This window comes from Cellulomonas pakistanensis, assembly GCF_016862755.1.
Taxonomy (GTDB): domain Bacteria; phylum Actinomycetota; class Actinomycetes; order Actinomycetales; family Cellulomonadaceae; genus Cellulomonas; species Cellulomonas pakistanensis.
In genome coordinates this window covers 76,502-93,069 of the sequence record NZ_BONO01000019.1, presented here as the reverse complement: position 1 = coordinate 93,069, position 16,568 = coordinate 76,502, and the positions used below count along the sequence as shown (strand labels likewise).

The 16,568-nt window shown below is 76.7% G+C and carries 17 protein-coding genes; 6 read left to right on the top strand and 11 right to left on the bottom strand.

Annotated features, from left to right (window positions below):
- A partial coding sequence (locus Cpa01nite_RS13015) for a MerR family transcriptional regulator (RefSeq protein ID WP_203669179.1) occupies nt 1-587 on the bottom strand: 587 nt, incomplete at its 3' end.
- Between the two features lie 348 nt (nt 588-935).
- Between Cpa01nite_RS13015 and Cpa01nite_RS13010 the strand changes: the two genes are divergently transcribed.
- Nucleotides 936-1,238 (top strand): WhiB family transcriptional regulator, encoded by a 303-nt coding sequence (locus Cpa01nite_RS13010; RefSeq protein ID WP_203669178.1) that lies wholly within the window; start codon nt 936-938, stop codon nt 1,236-1,238.
- Nucleotides 1,239-1,641: 403 nt separating this feature from the next.
- Here Cpa01nite_RS13010 and groES read toward each other — a convergent pair whose 3' ends face one another.
- Complete coding sequence (gene groES / locus Cpa01nite_RS13005) at nt 1,642-1,938, bottom strand: co-chaperone GroES (RefSeq protein ID WP_122149810.1); 297 nt, start codon at nt 1,936-1,938, stop codon at nt 1,642-1,644.
- Nucleotides 1,939-2,133: 195 nt separating this feature from the next.
- Between groES and Cpa01nite_RS13000 the strand changes: the two genes are divergently transcribed.
- Both Cpa01nite_RS13000 and Cpa01nite_RS12995 read left to right on the top strand, forming a co-directional pair.
- Nucleotides 2,134-3,333 carry a class I SAM-dependent methyltransferase gene (locus Cpa01nite_RS13000; RefSeq protein ID WP_203669177.1) on the top strand — a complete coding sequence of 400 codons (1,200 nt, stop codon included), beginning with the start codon at nt 2,134-2,136 and terminating at the stop codon, nt 3,331-3,333.
- Nucleotides 3,330-4,478 (top strand): glutamate--cysteine ligase, encoded by a 1,149-nt coding sequence (locus Cpa01nite_RS12995; RefSeq protein ID WP_203669176.1) that lies wholly within the window; start codon nt 3,330-3,332, stop codon nt 4,476-4,478. The genes Cpa01nite_RS13000 and Cpa01nite_RS12995 overlap by 4 nt, the downstream gene beginning before the upstream one ends.
- A 66-nt stretch (nt 4,479-4,544) precedes the next feature.
- On the opposite strand, the gene tsaD is transcribed toward Cpa01nite_RS12995, so the two are convergent.
- Nucleotides 4,545-5,603 carry a tRNA (adenosine(37)-N6)-threonylcarbamoyltransferase complex transferase subunit TsaD gene (gene tsaD / locus Cpa01nite_RS12990; RefSeq protein ID WP_203669175.1) on the bottom strand — a complete coding sequence of 353 codons (1,059 nt, stop codon included), beginning with the start codon at nt 5,601-5,603 and terminating at the stop codon, nt 4,545-4,547.
- A gap of 86 nt (nt 5,604-5,689) precedes the next feature.
- On the opposite strand from tsaD, the gene Cpa01nite_RS12985 reads away from it, so the two are divergent.
- The gene (locus Cpa01nite_RS12985) at nt 5,690-6,322 is read left to right on the top strand and encodes a malonic semialdehyde reductase (protein ID WP_203669174.1); all 633 of its coding nucleotides are present in this window, start codon (nt 5,690-5,692) and stop codon (nt 6,320-6,322) included.
- 75 nt (nt 6,323-6,397) lie between these two features.
- Here the strand turns inward: Cpa01nite_RS12985 and rimI are convergent, their stop codons facing one another.
- The 6 genes from rimI to Cpa01nite_RS12955 all read right to left on the bottom strand — a co-directional run bounded on the left by rimI (nt 6,398) and on the right by Cpa01nite_RS12955 (nt 12,030).
- Nucleotides 6,398-6,904 carry a ribosomal protein S18-alanine N-acetyltransferase gene (gene rimI / locus Cpa01nite_RS12980; protein ID WP_203669173.1) on the bottom strand — a complete coding sequence of 169 codons (507 nt, stop codon included), beginning with the start codon at nt 6,902-6,904 and terminating at the stop codon, nt 6,398-6,400.
- Nucleotides 6,901-7,620, bottom strand: coding sequence for a tRNA (adenosine(37)-N6)-threonylcarbamoyltransferase complex dimerization subunit type 1 TsaB (gene tsaB / locus Cpa01nite_RS12975; protein ID WP_203669172.1), 720 nt, complete (start codon nt 7,618-7,620; stop codon nt 6,901-6,903). Before tsaB ends, rimI begins: the two co-directional genes overlap by 4 nt.
- 55 nt (nt 7,621-7,675) lie before the next feature.
- Nucleotides 7,676-8,242: a tRNA (adenosine(37)-N6)-threonylcarbamoyltransferase complex ATPase subunit type 1 TsaE gene (gene tsaE, locus Cpa01nite_RS12970; protein WP_203669171.1), complete on the bottom strand. Its 567-nt coding sequence runs from the start codon at nt 8,240-8,242 to the stop codon at nt 7,676-7,678.
- Nucleotides 8,239-9,438: an alanine racemase gene (alr, locus tag Cpa01nite_RS12965; RefSeq protein ID WP_203669170.1), complete on the bottom strand. Its 1,200-nt coding sequence runs from the start codon at nt 9,436-9,438 to the stop codon at nt 8,239-8,241. The genes tsaE and alr overlap by 4 nt, the downstream gene beginning before the upstream one ends.
- A gap of 56 nt (nt 9,439-9,494) precedes the next feature.
- Nucleotides 9,495-10,115, bottom strand: a complete 621-nt coding sequence (locus Cpa01nite_RS12960) for a nucleoside/nucleotide kinase family protein (RefSeq protein ID WP_203669185.1) — start codon at nt 10,113-10,115, stop codon at nt 9,495-9,497.
- A gap of 154 nt (nt 10,116-10,269) precedes the next feature.
- The gene (locus Cpa01nite_RS12955; protein WP_203669169.1) at nt 10,270-12,030 is read right to left on the bottom strand and encodes a bifunctional ADP-dependent NAD(P)H-hydrate dehydratase/NAD(P)H-hydrate epimerase; all 1,761 of its coding nucleotides are present in this window, start codon (nt 12,028-12,030) and stop codon (nt 10,270-10,272) included.
- A 130-nt stretch (nt 12,031-12,160) separates the two neighbouring features.
- Between Cpa01nite_RS12955 and Cpa01nite_RS12950 the strand changes: the two genes are divergently transcribed.
- Nucleotides 12,161-13,147 carry an LLM class F420-dependent oxidoreductase gene (locus Cpa01nite_RS12950; protein ID WP_203669168.1) on the top strand — a complete coding sequence of 329 codons (987 nt, stop codon included), beginning with the start codon at nt 12,161-12,163 and terminating at the stop codon, nt 13,145-13,147.
- Nucleotides 13,148-13,287: 140 nt separating this feature from the next.
- On the top strand, nt 13,288-14,238 hold the full coding sequence (locus Cpa01nite_RS12945; RefSeq protein WP_203669167.1) for a putative endonuclease domain-containing protein: 951 nt from the start codon (nt 13,288-13,290) through the stop codon (nt 14,236-14,238).
- A 43-nt stretch (nt 14,239-14,281) separates the two neighbouring features.
- Here the strand turns inward: Cpa01nite_RS12945 and Cpa01nite_RS12940 are convergent, their stop codons facing one another.
- Together Cpa01nite_RS12940 and glmS are read right to left on the bottom strand one after the other, a co-directional pair.
- Nucleotides 14,282-14,635 (bottom strand): holo-ACP synthase, encoded by a 354-nt coding sequence (locus tag Cpa01nite_RS12940; RefSeq protein ID WP_203669166.1) that lies wholly within the window; start codon nt 14,633-14,635, stop codon nt 14,282-14,284.
- Nucleotides 14,632-16,488 (bottom strand): glutamine--fructose-6-phosphate transaminase (isomerizing), encoded by a 1,857-nt coding sequence (gene glmS, locus Cpa01nite_RS12935; protein WP_203669165.1) that lies wholly within the window; start codon nt 16,486-16,488, stop codon nt 14,632-14,634. The genes Cpa01nite_RS12940 and glmS overlap by 4 nt, the downstream gene beginning before the upstream one ends.
- Nucleotides 16,489-16,568 lie beyond the last annotated feature (80 nt).

Below are 16,568 nucleotides of genomic sequence, written 5' to 3'. Positions count from 1 at the left end.
TCGATCACGCTGGTCGGCGTGGCCGGGCGGGCGGCGCGCGGCGCCCGTGCGGACGGCGCGGGGGCAGCGGGGCGGGCCGGGGCCGCGGCGGGGCGGGCCGGGGCCGCCGGGTCGTCGTGGTCGGCGCGGTCGGCCCGGTCGTCGTCGGGCGCGTCCGGCACCGCGGCGAGGTGGCGGGACGGCGCGTCCGCGGCGGCGTCCCGGGGCGCGGGCCCGCGCTCGCGGTCCGGGGCCACGACCGGCTCGGGCAGCGTGGCGGGCGCACCCTCGCGCGCCAGCCGGGCCGCGTCGGCCGGGGGCACGCCGTCGAGCGTGAGCGAGCGCATCGTCATCAGCCGGGCGAGGTCCGCCGTGCTGTACCGGCGGTGCGCGCCCGCGGTGTGCTCGGAGGCGCCCAGCCCGTAGCGCCGGTCCCAGGTACGCAGCGTCGCGGGGGCCACGCCCAGCCGGGCGGCCACGGCGGCGACCGTGAGGATCGGGCTGTCGGGCTCGATGCCCTCGGACGCGCCGTCGGCGGCGTCCCGCCCGTCGCCGGCGGCGTCGCGCCCGTCGACGTCGGTCGGCCCGTCGTCCTCGCTGTGCTGCATCTCGTCCGTCTCGTCCCCGCCGCTCGTCCCGCGGCCCGCTCCGGCGATTGTGCCGGGGATCTGACGCGGTTTCCAGCGGCGGACGGGCGGATCGCGTCAGCCCGGGGGGTACGCACCGCTGAACCGCGCCACGAATCGCGCCAGCCCTGGTGGCGGCACCGAAGCGGTTCGCGCCGAAGCGATTCGCGACACGGTCTTGAACAACTGCTGAAGCGGTTGTACTGTCCTCATCAGTGCAGTTCAGCCGACGCACCAGGGACCTCGGTCCCAGACTTCGCGGCCGGCAGGACCGCCCCCCGCACGTCACCAGAACGGCGCCCCGGCGCCGCGCAGGATGGAGGACCCCCCATGGCCGAGATCTCCCGCCTCCCGGGACCCGTGATGGAGCTCTGGGAGTGGCAGTACCAGGGCGCGTGCCGCGACGCCGACCAGGACCTGTTCTTCCACCCGGAGGGCGAGCGGGGCGCCGCGCGCCGTCGCCGCGCCGAGGCCGCCAAGGCGATCTGCGCGAGCTGCCCGGTGATCAACGAGTGCCGCGAGCAGTCCCTCGCGGTCCGCGAGCCGTACGGCGTCTGGGGCGGCCTGTCCGAGGACGAGCGCACCGCCGTCCTCGCCGAGCGCGCCGGCCGGACCGCCACCCAGGCCATCTGAGCCTCGGCGGCGCGAGCCGCCGGGCGGCCCGAGCGCCGCCACCTGAGTCGTGGCGACCGTCGAGCGGTGCGACACCGCACGGTCGCCGTCCACGAGCGACGGGGCCCCTCCGCATGCGGAGGGGCCCCGTCGTGCGTCCGCCCCCGGGGCGCTCGCGCCGCGGCCGCGGCAGTGGCCGCAGTGGCTACCGAGAACTCTGCCGGGCGACGCGACCCGGCGAGCGGGCATCGGACGCGTCGAGTGGGCATCCCCTGGTTGCCCGCTCGACGCGTCCAGTGCCCACTCGGCGCTGCGGCAGGCCCGGCGCAGCGCCGACCCGGGGACGACGCAGGGCCCCCTCCGTCCGCGGAGGGGGCCCTGCGTCGAGCCCGGCGCCGACCCCGAGGGGGCCGGCGCCACGGCATCACTTGGTGACGACCGCCAGGATGTCGCGCGCGGAGAGGATCAGGTACTCCTCGCCGTCGTACTTGACCTCGGTGCCGCCGTACTTGCTGTAGATGACCTTGTCACCGACCGCCACGTCGAGCGGGACGCGGTTGCCGTTGTCGTCGATGCGACCCGGGCCCACGGCCAGGACCTCGCCCTCCTGGGGCTTCTCCTTGGCGCTGTCCGGGATGACCAGACCGGAGGCGGTCGTCTGCTCCGCCTCGAGCGTCTTGACGACGATGCGGTCCTCGAGCGGCTTGATGGAGACCGACACAGCGGACCTCCCCTTCGCGTGTGAGTGCTGCCTGATGTCCGTTGTCGCCCCGTCCAGCCGGCCGTCGTCGCGGGTGCCGGCGGCTGCGCGGTGCGCTGGCACTCTCGTGACGAGAGTGCCGATCAGCACTCTAGGAACCCGTTAGCACTCGGTCAAGGCGAGTGCCAACGAGCCGCCCCGTGCGAGGATCGCGGGATGGACGCGTCCGGCCTCGCCAAGCTGCTCAGCCCCGAGGGCTGGGCCCTGCTGTCCGCCCTGCCGCCGTACGACGAGCGGCACGCGATGGCCCTGTCGGAGCGGCTGCGCCGGGACGGCTTCGACGCCGACCTGGTCGCCGCCGCGCTCACCCAGTCGCGGCTGCGGGCGAAGGCGCACGACAAGCTGGGCGAGTTCGCCGACGGCATGCTGTTCACCCCCGCGGGCCTCGAGCAGGCGACCCGCCTGGTGGTCGCCGCGCAGCACGCCCGCCGGTACGCCGCCGCCGGCGTCACGCGGGTCGCCGACCTGACCTCCGGCCTGGGCGCCGACGCGATGGCGTTCGCCGGGGTCGGGCTGCGGGTGCTCGCGGTCGACGCCGACGAGACCACCGCCGCGCTGGCCACGATCAACCTGCGCGCCTTCCCCGAGGCCGAGGTGCGGCACGGCGACGGCCTCGCGGTCGACCTGGCCGCCGAGGGCGTCGACGGCGTGTACGCCGACCCGGCGCGCCGGACGTCGGGCGGCAGCCGGGTGTTCGACCCCGCGGCCTACGCGCCGCCGCTCGACGACGTCCTGGCGCTCCGCGACCGCGTGCCCGCCCTCGGCCTCAAGCTCGGCCCCGGCGTCCCGCACAGCGCGCTGCCCGACGACGCCGAGGCGCAGTGGGTGTCGGTGGACGGCGACGTCGTCGAGCTCGGCCTGTGGTTCGGCCCGCTCGCGCCCGCGGGCCCCGGCCGGTCGGCGCTGCTGCTCGGGAGCGGCGGCGGGTCCGACCTGCTGCGTGCCGCCACCGAGCCCGCCCGCGCGGAGGTGGCACCCGTCGGCGCCTACCTGTACGAGCCCGACGGCGCCGTCATCCGCGCGGGCCTGGTCGCCGAGGTCGCCGCCGAGGTGCAGGGACGGCTCGTGGACAGCACGATCGCCTACGTGACCTCCGACGCCCTGCACGCGACGCCGTTCGCCACGGCCTACCGCGTCCTCGACACCCTGCCGTTCGGGCTCAAGCGGCTGCGGGCCTACCTGCGCGAGCGCGGGGTCGGGTCGCTCACCATCAAGAAGCGCGGCACCGCCGTCGTCCCGGAGCAGCTGCGCCGCCAGCTCGACCTCCGCGGCACGACCGCCGCGACGATCGTGCTCACCCGGGTCGCCGGCCAGCAGCAGGTGCTGCTCGTCGAGCCCGTCGGCGCCGCCGCATGACCACGCCCGCGCGGCTGCCGTTCGCGCGGTCCGAGCGGTCGACCGTCGGGATCGAGTGGGAGCTCGCGCTCGTCGACGCCGACTCCGGCGACCTGCGCCAGGTGGCCAGCACGGTGCTCGACGCGGTCCGGCCGGCGGGCGCCGCCGAGCACCCCGCGATCAAGCAGGAGCTGCTGCTCAACACCGTCGAGGTCGTGTCCGGCGTGTGCCGCACCGTGGGCGAGGCCGGCGCGGACCTGCAGCGCGCGGTCGACGAGGTCCGCACCGTCACCGACCCGCTGCGCGTCGAGCTGATGAGCGCGGGCACGCACCCGTTCGCCCGGTGGGCGCAGCAGAAGGTCACCGACAAGCAGCGGTACGCCACCCTGATCGACCGCACGCAGTGGTGGGGCCGGCAGATGCTCATCTACGGCGTGCACGTCCACGTCGGCATCGAGGACCGGGACAAGGTGCTCCCGATCTCGCGGGCGCTGCTGACCACGTTCGCGCACCTGCAGTCGCTGTCGGCGTCGAGCCCGTTCTGGGGCGGCAAGGACACCGGGTACGCGTCGAACCGCGCGCTGATGTTCCAGCAGCTCCCGACCGCGGGGCTGCCGTTCCAGTTCGAGCGCTGGGACCAGCTCGAGGCGTACGTCGGCGACATGCTGCACACCGGCGTCATCGACGCGTTCGACGAGGTGCGCTGGGACGTCCGGCCGTCGCCGCGGTTCGGCACGATCGAGGCGCGGATCTGCGACGGCTCCCCCAGCCTCCTGGAGGTGACCGCGCTCGCCGCGCTGACGCACTGCCTGGTCGAGCACTTCTCGACGCTGCTGGACCGCGGGGAGCCGCTGCCGACGATCCCGCCGTGGTTCGCGCAGGAGAACAAGTGGCGCTCGGCGCGCTACGGCATGGACGCGATCATCATCACGAACGCGGCGGGCGACGAGGAGCTCGTCACCGACGCGGTCGGGCGGCTGCTCGTCGACCTGGAACCGGTCGCCGAGCGGCTGGGCTGCTCCGCCGAGCTCGATGCGGTCCGGGTGATCCTGCGCAAGGGAGCGTCGTACCAGCGGCAGCGGGCGGTGGCGCGGCGGAACGCCGGCGAGCTCGACGCGGTGGTGGCGTCGCTGGTCGCGGAGATGCGGGCGGGCCGGCCGCTCTGACGCCGGGCCCGGAACCGCGCGGTCCGGGCCCCCGGTCGCCGACGGACGGGCCGGGCCGGGGCGCCGTCAGACCGTCACGGTCTCCAGCGGCATCGTCGAGTCGACGCCGATCGCGAAGTCCGACGCCGGCAGCCCGCGCCGCACGACCGCGGCGCCGAGCGCGGCGATCATCGCGCCGTTGTCCGTGCAGTACCTGATCGGCGGGATCCGCAGGTCGATCCCGGCCGCCGCGCACCGCTCGGCCGCCATGTCGCGCAGCTGCGAGTTCGCGGAGAACCCGCCGCCCACGACCAGCGTGTCGACGCCGTGCTTCCGGCACGCGGCGATCGTCTTGGCGGTGAGGACGTCGGCGACCGCCGCCGCGAACGACGCGGACACGTCCTCGAGCGGGATCGCCTCGCCGGCGTCCTCGCGCGCCTCGACCCAGCGGGCCACGGCGGTCTTGAGGCCGGAGAACGAGAAGTCGTCCGCGTGCTTCGCCTGGTCCTTGGCGGCGGTGAGGCCGCGCGGGAACCGGATCGCGGCCGGGTCGCCCTCGCGCGCCAGGCGGTCGATGTGCGGGCCGCCGGGGTAGGGCAGGCCGAGCAGGCGGCCGACCTTGTCGAACGCCTCCCCCGCCGCGTCGTCGAGCGTCGAGCCGAGCTCGTGCACGCCGGTGACGACGTCGTCGATCAGCAGCAGGCTGGAGTGGCCGCCGGACACGACGAGCGCCATGACGCGGTCGGGGAACAGGCCGTGCACCAGCTCGTCGACGGCAGCGTGGCCGATGACGTGGTTCACGCCGTACAGCGGCTTGCCCAGGCCGTACGCGAGCGCCTTCGCGGCGGCGGTGCCGACGGTGAGCGAGCCGACCAGGCCGGGCCCCGCGGTGACGGCGACCGCGTCGACGTCCGCGAGCGTGACGCCGGCGGTGTCGAGCGCGCGCTCGACGGTCGGGATCATCGCCTCGAGGTGGGCGCGCGAGGCGATCTCGGGGATGATCCCGCCGAACCGCGCGTGCTCGTCCATGGAGGACGCGACGGCGTCGACCAGGAGCTCGCTGCGGTCGGGGTGGGCGCGGACCAGGGCGACCCCGGTCTCGTCGCAGGACGTCTCGATCCCCAGGACGAGCGGCGCTTCAGGCATGGCCCGATTCTAGGCGCCCGCCCGGTGTGACACGGTTCACCCGGGCAACCGGGATGACCCGCGAGTGGTTGTGCATTCAACGAACCATGAGCACCGACACCGCGCCGCTGACCGACCTCCGCGTACCCCAGGAGGTCGTCGACCTCGTGTTCCGGGACGCGCGCACCGTCAACACCTTCGCCGAGGGCGAGGTCACCGACGAGCAGGTCCGCGCCGTCTGGGACGTCGTCCGCTGGGGCCCGACCGCGATGAACTCGCTGCCGCTGCGCCTGCTGCTCGTCCGCTCCCCCGAGGGCCGCGAGCGCCTCGTGGCGCACATGAACGAGGGCAACAAGGCGAAGACCCAGCGCGCGCCGCTCAGCGTCGTGGTCGCCGCCGACCTCGACTTCCACGAGCAGCTGCACCGCCTGGCCCCGCACGTGCCCGGCGCACGGGACAACTTCGCCGGCGTGGCGGACGTCCGCGCCCGCTGGTCCCGCGACAACGCGTTCCTGCAGGCGGGCTACCTGATCGTCGGCCTGCGTGCCGCCGGGCTGCACGTCGGCCCGATGACCGGCTTCGACGCGCCGGGCCTGGACGCCGACCTGCTGGCCGGCTCCGGCTGGCGGTCCCTCATGGTGCTGAACGTCGGCACCATGCCCGCGGACGCCGACGGCACGCCGGCCTCGCACCCGCGCCAGGGCCGGCTCGACTTCGAGGACGTCGCCCGCACGATCTGAGCGCCGACGCGCGAGGGCCCCGCCACCGGCCGGTGGCGGGGCCCTCGCCGCGTCCGGGCGCCCCGCCGCACCGCGTCAGGCCTTGCGGCGCATCGTCCAGGCGTCGACGTTCTCGGGCTGGTAGTACCCCTTGCGGCGGCCGAACCGCTCGAACCCCGCGCGCTCGTACAGCCGCAGCGCGGGCTCGTTGTCGACCCGCACCTCGAGCAGCACGTCGCCCGCGCCGAGCTCGCGCGCGTGGTCGAGCAGCGCGTCGAGCAGCATCCGCCCGACGCCGTGGCCCTGCGCGTCCGGGCGGGTGCCGACGGTCATGACCTGGCCGTCGTAGCCGTCGAACCACAGGCCCGCGTACCCGACGAGCTCGCCCGACGCCCGGTCCTGGGCGCCGACGTACCACCGGCCGGGGCCGGCGATCTCCTCGGCGAGCGACGCGCGGGACCACGCCCCGGCGCCGAACAGCGCCTCCTCCAGGTCCTCGAGCGCGTCGAGGTCGGCCTCGACGAGCGGCCGGATCAGGACGTCGGCGGTGAGGCCGTCGGGAGCGGTGCCCGGCGCCGAGTCGTCCCCGGACGGCGTGGTCACGCCCGCGCCCGCTTCGCGGCGGCCGGCGGCACGGCGTCCGGGCGGCGCAGGTACAGAGGCTCGGTCGGCAGCACCAGGCCGTCGCCGCCGACCGCGAGCCGCGCCAGCGCCACCCGCGCCAGGTCCGCCGCGTCGACCGCGTCCGGGGTGCCGGGGCTCGGCGGCAGCAGCTCCGGGTACAGGGCGGTGCCCGGGCCGACGAGCAGCAGGCCGTCCAGCCCCTGCTCGGCGACGACCGCCGGCGCGGCCACGCCGGGGCCCTCGACGGCCTCGACCGACGGCTCCGTGCCGGCGCCCACGACCGCGCGGTACCGGGCCCAGTAGACCTCCTTGCGGCGCGCGTCCGTCACGACGAGCAGCTCGCGGCCGTCCAGGTCGGGGCCGGCGCCGGACGCCGCGCCCGCGACCGCCGCCAGCGCCAGCGCGTCGAGCGACGACACCCCGTGCACCGGGACGCCCAGCGCCAGACCGAGCGTGCGCGCCGTGACCAGGCCGACTCGCAGGCCGGTGAACGGCGCCGGGCCCGTTCCCGCGACGACGGCGGTCAGCTCCGTGCGCGCGACGCCCGCCTCGGCCAGCACCGCGTCGAGCAGCGGGGTGAGAGTCTCCGCGTGCCGGCGGGCCTCGCCCGTGGACCGGGTGGCCAGGGTGCGGCCGGCGTCGTCGACGACGGCGGCGGACGCGGCGGCGGAGGTGTCGAGCGCGAGGACGGGCACCGGTGGGGTTCCTTCGTTGTCGGGGGTGTCTCGGGTGCGGGCGGGCGGCCCGGGGTCAGGTGGTCGCGGGGCCGGTGGGCAGGGCCACGCCGCGCCACCGCTCGCCGCGCGCGCGGACGGTCACGGCCCGCACGCCCGCGGCGGCGTCCTCGGCGTCCGGCGGGGCGCCGGCGGCGTCGGCCCCGCGGGGGCGGCGCAGGGCGACCTCGAGCCGGTCGTCGGCGAGCGCCTCGACCAGCCCCTCGCCCCACTCGACGACGGTCACCGACTCGTCGAGCGAGGCGTCCAGGTCGAGCGCGTCGACCTCGTCCAGCGAGCCGAGCCGGTAGGCGTCGACGTGCACCAGCGTCGGGCCGGCCGAGCCGTCCGGGCGCGGCAGCGGCGGGTGCACCCGCGCGATCACGAACGTCGGCGACGCGACCGCGCCGCGCACGCCGAGCCCGGTGCCGATGCCCTGGGTCAGCGTCGTCTTGCCCGCCCCGAGGTCGCCGGTCAGCACGACGAGGTCGCCCGGCCGCAGCAGCGCCGCGAGCGCCTCGCCGTACCCGCGCGTCGCGTCCGCGTCCGCGAGGTCGACCGTCACCTCGGCGACCGCCGCGGTCGCCCCGTCCTGCTCGCTCACGCCACTCCCTCCGCGACGCGCTCCGCGCCGCTCGCCGGGACCTCCCGGCCGCCGTCCACGTACACCCGCGGCACCCGGGCACCGAGCCGGGTGACGATCTCGTAGCTGATGGTGCCCGCCGCGTCGGCCCAGCCCTGGGCCGTCGGGCCGCCGTCCGCCCCGGTGCCGAACAGCACGACGCGGTCGCCGGCCCGCTCGGTCGCGCCCGGGCCGAGGTCGACCATGACCTGGTCCATGCAGACCCGCCCGGCGATCGCCAGCCGCCGGCCGCCGACACCCAGCGGGGCCCCGGGCGCGCCGTCCTGGCCGGAGGCGTGCCGGGGCACCCCGTCCGCGTACCCGAGCGGGACCACGCCCAGCACCGTGTCCCGCGGCGTCACGTAGTGGTGGCCGTACGACACGCCGTGGCCGGCGGGCAGCCGCTTGACGTTCGCGAGCTCGGCCTCGACCGTCATCGCCGGCACCAGCCCGAACCGCTCCGGCCCGCCGAGCTGCGGCACCGGGGTCAGGCCGTAGAGCGCGATGCCGGGCCGCACGAGGTCCAGGTGGAGCTCCGGGTCCGTCAGCGTCGAGGCCGAGGCGGCGATGTGCCGCACCTCGAACCGGGCGCCCCGCGCCTCGGCGTCCGCCGCGGCGGCGCGCAGCAGATCGCCCTGCGCGTGCAGGCTCGGGTGGCCGGGCTCGTCGGCGAACGCCAGGTGCGACCAGATGCCGACCAGCCGGACGACGCCCTGGGCCTCGAGCCGGAGCGCCTCGTCGACGACCGCCGGCAGGTCGTCCGGGGTCAGCCCGTTGCGGCCGAGCCCGGTGTCGACCTTCACGTGGATCCGCGCCGCGTGGCCGGCGGCGCGGGCGGCGTCCGCGACCTCGCGCAGCGCCCACGGGGCGGCGACGGACAGGTCGACGTCGGCGGCGACCGCCTCGGCCAGCGGGGCGCCGGGCGCGTACAGCCAGGTCAGGACACGGGCCGTCACGCCGCCGGCGCGCAGCGCGAGCGCCTCCGACACCTGGGCGACGCCCAGCCACGTCGCGCCGCCCTCGACCGCGGCGCGCGCGACCGGCAGCAGGCCGTGGCCGTAGGCGTCCGCCTTCACGACCGCCATGAGCTGCGCCGTCGGGGCGAGGTCGCCCAGGGTCCGCGCGTTGGCACGCACGGCCCCGAGGTCCACGACCGCCCGCGCGGGAAACCTGCTCACGGACCCAGTCTCCCACCGGCGCGCGGGTGCCTCGCGCGGGCGCGCGGCGGAGCCGGTCAGTCGACGGTGACGACGGCGTCCGCGCGGGAGCGGGTCGCCGCGACGAGGTCCGCGTTGCGCTGGTCCGGCCCGTGCGTCCACGCGTACGCGGCGGCCGAGGGCTTGCCGAACAGCTCGTGCCGGGCCACCAGCCGTTCCGCCCGCACCTCCTCCGGCAGGTCGACGAACCAGCACACGTCCAGCAGGTCCCGGACCGGCGCGAACCCGTGCTCCTCGAGCAGCAGGTAGTTGCCCTCTGTGACCACCAGCGGCACGTCGGCGGGCACGGCGATCGCACCGGCCACCCCGTTGCGCAGGTCGCGCCGGTACTCGGGCGCATACACCGTCTCGCCCGGGACCGGGGCGCGCAGCCGGCGCAGCAGCGCCACGTAGCCCGCGGCGTCGAACGTGTCGGGCGCGCCCTTGCGGTCGGCGCGGCCGAGCCGCTCGAGCTCGGTCTGCGCGAGGTGGAAGCCGTCCATCGGCACGACCACGCACCGCCCGGGGAACGCGGCGAGGATCTGCGCGCTCAGCGTCGACTTGCCCGCGCCGGGCGCGCCCGCGATCCCGAGCAGCCGGCGGGCCGGGGCGGTGCCGTCGGCCGGCGGGTCCAGCAGGGCGGCGACCCGGCGGAGCAGGTCCCCGCGGAGCGGGGCGGCGGCGGGGGCCGCGGCGGCGGGCGCGGCGGCGGCAGGCGCGGGGGCGGGCGAGGCGGGGGCCGCGTCGGCAGGCGCGGCGGCGGGCGAGGCGGGGGCGGTCGCGCCGTCGGGGGCGACGGCGTCGTCGCGCGGGTCAGCCACGGAGCACCCCGGCCACGGTCGCCGGCAGCGCGTGCGCGACGCCCAGGGCGGTGACGGGTCCGCCCGGCACCGCGACGTCCGCCGCCCGGCCGTGCACCAGCGCCGCCGCGGCGGCCAGCGCGGCGGCGAGCGGCGGGTCGGCCAGCACGTCCGCGGCGCGGCCGGCGAGCAGCGCGCCCAGCACCCCCGCGAGCACGTCGCCTGACCCCGCGGTCGCGAGCCAGCCCGGGGCGTCGCCCTGCGCGTACACCGCGCCCCCCGCGCCCACGACGACCGTCGTCGAGCCCTTGAGCAGCACCGTCGCGCCGGTCAGCTCGTGCGCGCGGCGCGCCCAGCGCAGCGGCTCCGCCTCGACCTCCGCCCGGTCGACGTCCTCGCCGAGCCGGCCGAGCAGCGTCGCCAGCTCCCCGGCGTGCGGGGTCAGCACGCACCACGGCGCGAGCTCCCGCGGCGCCAGCGCGAGCGCCCCGGCGTCGAGCACGGCGGGCAGGCCCTCCGCGAGCGCCGCGTGCAGCGCGTCCGTGAGCCGCCGGGCCTGCTTCGCGTGGCGCGGGTCGACCCCGGGGCCGAGCAGCCACGCCTGCACCCGCCCCTCCCCCGCGACGACCTCGGGGCGGGCAGCGAGCACCGACCGCGCGACCGCGGACGGGCCGACGTACCGGACCATGCCGACGCCCGACAGCGCCGCCGCCGACACCGTGAGCACGGCCGCGCCCGGGTAGGCGGGCGTGCCCGCCACGACGCCGAGCACCCCGCGGCTGTACTTGTGGTCCTCCGGCCCCGGGACCGGCCACAGCGCCGCCACGTCGGCGGGCGCCAGGCGCGCGGCCGACGGGCGCTCCGGCAGCGGCAGCCCCAGGTCGACGACCTCGACCCGCCCCGCACGCCGGGACGCCGGCGGCAGCAGCAGGCCGGGCTTCGCCGCGCCGAACGTCACCGTCAGCCCGGCCGGCAGCACCGGGCCGTCCGGCAGCGCGCCGTCGTCCACCCCGATGCCGCTCGGCAGGTCGACCGCGACGACCAGCGGGCCGCCGCCGGCCTCCGCCGCGCTGCGCGGGCCGCCGCCCGCCGCGCCGGCGTCCTCGGACTCGAGCAGGTCGGAGAGCAGCCCGGCCAGCAGCCCCGCCGTGCCGCGCGGCGCGCCCCGGCCGCCGATGCCGAGCAGGCCGTCCAGCACGACGTCGGCGGCGTAGGCCTCGGCCACGGCGTCGCCGAGCCAGACGCCCGGCAGGCCGTCGGGGCCGGCGCCGCGCACGCGGTCGGGGGCGGCCGAGGTGCCGACCGCGGATGCCCCGCGGTCGCCTGCCGCGGCACGGTCCGCCCCGCCGTCCGCCGCCGCGCGGTCCGGCCCGCCGTCCGCCGCCCCGCCGTCCGCCCCGCCGTCCGCCGCCCCGCCGACCGCCGCGTGGTCCCCTGCGCCCGGGTCCGCGTCCACCGCCCGCACGGCCCGCCCGCCGGCCCGGCGCAGCGCCGCCAGCCCCTCGGCGTGCGGCTCGTCGGTCGCGCACACCGCGACCACCGACACCCCGCGCCGGGCGAGGAACGCCCCCGCGTGCAGCGCGTCACCGCCGTTGTTGCCCGACCCGACCAGCGCCACCACCGTCGCGCCGCGCACCTGCCCGCGCCGCTCGGCCAGCTCGGCGGCGACCCGCCCCGCCAGCGCGAACGCGGCGTGCTGCATGAGCGGCACCCCCCGCGCGAGCAGCGGCTCCTCCGCCGCACGGACCTCGGCCGCCGTGTACCCCAGGATCATGCGTCCATCCTGGCCGAGGCCCGGGCCCCGCGCGCGTGCTCTGCGGGATGGTGGTCGCCGGCGCTCCCCGCGCCGCTGCGTGGGTGGCCGCCGGACGGCGCTCCGGCCCCGTCAGGGTTACGTTGCGCGCATGCGCTTCGGACTCTTCATCCCCCAGGGCTGGCGGCAGGACCTCACGGGCATCGACGCCCGCGACCACTGGTCCGTGATGAGCGGCCTCGCCACCTACGCCGACCAGGGCGACGCCTTCGACTCGATCTGGGTCTACGACCACTTCCACGCGGTGCCCGAGCCCAACGGCGAGGCCACCCACGAGGCCTGGAGCCTCATGAACGCCTACGCGGCCACGACCAGCCGCGTGACGCTCGGCCAGATGTGCACCTGCATGGCCTACCGGAACCCGGCCTACCTCGCGAAGGTCGCGGCCACCGCCGACATCATCTCCGGCGGGCGGGTCCAGATGGGCATCGGCGCCGGCTGGTACGAGCACGAGTGGCGCGCCTACGGGTACGGCTTCCCGCGGGCGGGCGAGCGGATCGCCATGCTCGACGAGGGCGTGCAGATCATGAAGCAGCTGTGGACCAACGGGGTCGCGACCCTCGACGGCGCGCACTACCAGGTCGACGGCGCCCAGCTGTCGCCGCTGCCGCTGCAGGTCGACGGCCCGCCGCTGTGGATCGCGGGCGGCGGCGAGCGCAAGACCCTGCGCGTCGCGGCCGAGCACGCCGCGTACACCAACTTCGACGGCACCCCCGCCGGGTTCGCGCACAAGAGCCGGGTGCTCCAGGAGCACTGCGCCGCGATCGGCCGGAACTACGACGAGATCACGCGGTCGGCCAACTACAACGTGGTGATCGGCTCGACGGAGGCCGAGGTCGACGACCGCATCGCCTGGATCGAGGAGCACTACGCCCGCACCGTCCCGGACCAGGCGCCGAAGACCGCCGAGGACTTCCGCAACGGCCCGCTGGTCGGCACGCCGGAGCAGATCGTCGAGAAGCTCACCGAGCTGCAGGCCCTCGGCATGACCTACGCCATCACGTACTTCGCCGAGGCGGCCTACGACCGCTCCGGCATCGAGCTCTTCGAGCGCGAGGTCGTCCCGGCCCTCCGCTGACCCCCTCAACGCCGACTGTCCAGAACCCCGCGGACATACCCGTCCAGAACGGTCGCGTTTCTGGACACTCGGCGCGGAGCTCATCCACAGGGGGGGCGCGCAGACCTCCGCGGTCGGATAGTCCGCGGGAGAGTCGCTGGGTGACCGACGGCTCGCGAGCGCTCCCGGAGTCCCTGGCGGGCCGCGCGTTCACGCTCGCCGAGGGCCGCGCGGCCGGGCTCTCCGCGACCGACCTGGACGGCGCCGGGCTGCGCCGTCCGACCCGCGGCGTCCGCACGGGCGCGGTCCGGCCCCGGGCGGACGACCTCCCCGCGCGCTGCCGCGAGCTGCTCCCGGTGCTGCCCCCGGCGGCGGTGTTCAGCCACGCGACCGCCCTCCACCTGCTGGGGGTGGACCGCCCGCGCGGCCTCCGACGGCCGGACGACGTGCACGTGGAGGTGCCGGAGACCGTCCGCCGTCCCCGGCGGCTCGGGGTGCAGAGCCACAGCCGGCCGGCGGGACGCGAGCCCGTGCTCGTCCGCGACGGCCTGCCCGTCGTCCTGCCGTCGCGGCTGTGGACTCAGCTCGCGGGCGAGCTCGACGACACCGAGCTGGTCGTGCTCGGCGACGCCCTCCTCCGCCGACGCGCGCCCGTCGCCGCGCTCCGGGACCTGAAGCGGGCCGTCGACCGGCTCGCGCCCGGCGCTCGGGGAGCGCGGCGACTCCGGGATGCGCTGCCGCTCGTGCGCGCCGGGACGGACAGCTGTCAGGAGACACGCCTCCGCCTCGCGCTCGTCGCGGCCGGGCTGCCCTGCCCGGTCGTCAACCGCCCGGTGCACGACCGGGACGGCCGGTTCGTCGCGCTGCCCGACCTGAGCTACCGGGACGAGCGCGTCGCCGTCGAGTACGACGGCGACGTCCACCGGACCGAGCCGCGCGCGTGGCGCCGCGACGTCGCCCGGCGGCAGGCGCTGGAGCACGCGGGCTGGCGCCTGATCACCTGCACCGCCGACGACGTCCGCGACCCGGCCCGCGCGACCGGGTGGATCCGCGCGGCCCTCGCGAGCCGCCGCGCGCGTCGAGTGTCCAGAAACCCGCCCGGTTCGTCCTGATCCGTACCCGGGTTTCTGGACACTCGGCAACCGCCTCGCGCGATCAGTCCGACTCCGCGACCACCATGGCCGACGCGATGCCCGCGTCGTGGCTGAGGGACAGGTGGAACCGGGTCACGCCCAGGCGTCCCGCCGCGGCGGCGACCGTGCCCGTGACCTCGACGACCGGCTGCTCGCCGAGCACCCGGCGCACCGTGGCGTCCTGCCAGGACATCCCCGCCGGCGCGCCGAGCGACTTCGCGATCGCCTCCTTCGCGGCGAACCGCGCGGCCAGCGAGGCCGGCGGCAGCTCCCGCTCCTCGGGCGTGAACAGGCGCACGCGCAGGGCGGGCACCCGCTCGACCGTCGCCATGAACCGGGCGACGTCGACGACGTCGATCCCGACGCCGACGATCACTCGACGGTGACCGACTTCGCCAGGTTCCGCGGCTGGTCGACGTCCAGGCCGCGGGCCGTGGCGAGCTCGCACGCGAAGATCTGCAGCGGCACCACGGACAGCAGCGGCGCCAGCAGGGTCGGCGTCTGCGGGACGTAGAACACCTCGTCGGCGTACGCCCGCACCGCCTCGTCGCCGTCCTCCGCGATGACCAGGGTCCGCGCGCCGCGGGCCCGGATCTCCTGGATGTTGGAGACGACCTTCGAGTGCAGCGAGTCCCGGCCGCGCGGGCTGGGCACGATCACGAACACGGGCTGGCCCGGCTCGATCAGCGCGATCGGGCCGTGCTTGAGCTCGCCGGCGGCGAAGCCCTCGGCGTGGATGTACGCGATCTCCTTGAGCTTGAGCGCGCCCTCCAGGGCCACCGGGAACCCGACGTGCCGGCCGAGGAACAGCACCGACGAGGTGTCGGCCATCCAGCGGGCGATCTCCCGCACCCGCCCGGACCGGTCGAGGACCTCCTGGATCTTCTCCGGCATCGCGCGCAGGTCGTCGAGGATCTCGGCGATCTCGTCCGCGAACTTGTTGCCGCGCAGCTGCGCCAGGTACAGGCCCAGCAGGTAGGCCGCGGTGATCTGCGCGAGGAACGCCTTCGTCGACGCGACCGCCACCTCGGGGCCGGCGTGCGTGTAGAGCACCGCGTCGGACTCGCGCGGGATCGTCGACCCGTGGGTGTTGCAGATCGCGAGGACCTTCGCGCCCTGCTCGCGCGCGTGCCGGACCGCCATCAGCGTGTCCATGGTCTCGCCCGACTGGGAGATCGCGACGACCAGCGTGCGCTCGTCCAGGATCGGGTCGCGGTAGCGGAACTCGTGCGCCAGCTCGACCTCGACGGGGATCCGGCACCAGTGCTCGATCGCGTACTTGGCGACGTGGCCCGAGTAGGCGGCGGTGCCGCAGGCGATCACGATGATCTTGTCGACCGAGCGGAGCACCGACTCGTCGATCTTGAGGTCGTCGAGGATCAGCCGGCCCTGGGTGTCCGTGCGGCCCAGCAGGGTGTCCTGCACGGCCTGCGGCTGGTCCGCGATCTCCTTCTCCATGAAGGAGCGGAACCCGCCCTTCTCGGCGGCCGCGGCGTCCCAGTCGATCGTGTACTCGCGACCCTCGGCCGGGTTGCCGTCGAAGTCGGTCACGGTCACGGAGCGCGGCGTGATGACGACGACCTGGTCCTGCGCGAGCTCGAGCGCCCGGCGGGTCTCCGCGATGAACGCGGCCACGTCGGAGCCGAGGTAGTTCGCCCCGTCGCCGAGGCCGACGACCAGCGGGGAGTCGTGCCGGGCGCCCACCACCGTGTCGGGGTGGTCGGCGTGCACCGCGAGCAGGGTGAACGTGCCGTGCAGGCGGCGGACGACCTGGCGCATGGCCTCACCGAGGTCCTTGACCTCGTCGTAGGCGCGCGCGACGAGGTGCGCGACGACCTCGGTGTCGGTCTCGGACAGCAGCTCGGCGCCGTCGGCGATCAGCTCCTCCTTGAGGACCGCGAAGTTCTCCACGATGCCGTTGTGGATCAGCGCGACGCCGCCGGCGACGTGCGGGTGCGCGTTGCCGTCGGTCGGGCCGCCGTGGGTCGCCCAGCGGGTGTGCCCGATGCCGGCGGTCGCGCCCGGCAGGGGCTGCTCCTCGAGCAGCCCCGTCAGGTTCGCGAGCTTGCCCGCCTTCTTCGCGGTGGCCAGGCCGCCCGCGCCGGTGACGAGCGCGACGCCCGCCGAGTCGTACCCCCGGTACTCCAGGCGGCGCAGACCCTCCAGGACGACCCCGAGCGGACGGCCGTCCGGCTCGTGCTCACCGACATACCCGACGATTCCACACATGGGCGGGAGTCTATCCGCGCGCCCCGCCGCTCCGCCGCGGCGCAGGTCACGTCCGGCGCCCCGGCGGGCGGGACCCGCGG